This window comes from Anoxybacillus sp. MB8 (assembly GCF_011006755.1).
In the GTDB taxonomy this organism is placed as follows: domain Bacteria; phylum Bacillota; class Bacilli; order Bacillales; family Anoxybacillaceae; genus Anoxybacillus; species Anoxybacillus gonensis.
On the sequence record NZ_RXXX01000118.1, the window covers coordinates 1 to 589 of the forward strand.

At 53.5% G+C, this 589-nt stretch carries 1 rRNA gene; it reads left to right on the plus strand.

The annotated features are described in order from the left end of the window. Nucleotides 1-11: 11 nt before the first annotated feature. Nucleotides 12-589: ribosomal RNA gene (locus EKC99_RS15380) — 23S ribosomal RNA — on the plus strand; the annotation flags it as partial.

The window sequence follows — 589 nt, forward strand, 5'->3', positions numbered from 1 at the left end:
AAAGTGTGTTTAGTTAAGTTAGAAAGGGCGCACGGTGGATGCCTTGGCACTAGGAGCCGATGAAGGACGGGACAAACACCGATATGCTTCGGGGAGCTGTAAGTAAGCGTTGATCCGGAGATTTCCGAATGGGGGAACCCACTGTCCGTAATGGGGCAGTATCCATACGTGAATACATAGCGTATGGAGGGCATACCCGGGGAACTGAAACATCTAAGTACCCGGAGGAGAAGAAAGCAAAAGCGATTCCCTGAGTAGCGGCGAGCGAAACGGGAACAGCCCAAACCAAGAGGCTTGCCTCTTGGGGTTGTAGGACACTCAATACGGAGTGACAAAGGAACGAAGTAGATGAAGCGGTCTGGAAAGGCCCGCCAGAGGAGGTAACAGCCCTGTAGTCGAAACTTCGTTCCCTCCTGAGTGGATCCTGAGTACGGCGGGACACGAGGAATCCCGTCGGAAGCAGGGAGGACCATCTCCCAAGGCTAAATACTCCCTAGTGACCGATAGTGAACCAGTACCGTGAGGGAAAGGTGAAAAGCACCCCGGGAGGGGAGTGAAAGAGAACCTGAAACCGTGTGCCTACAAGTAG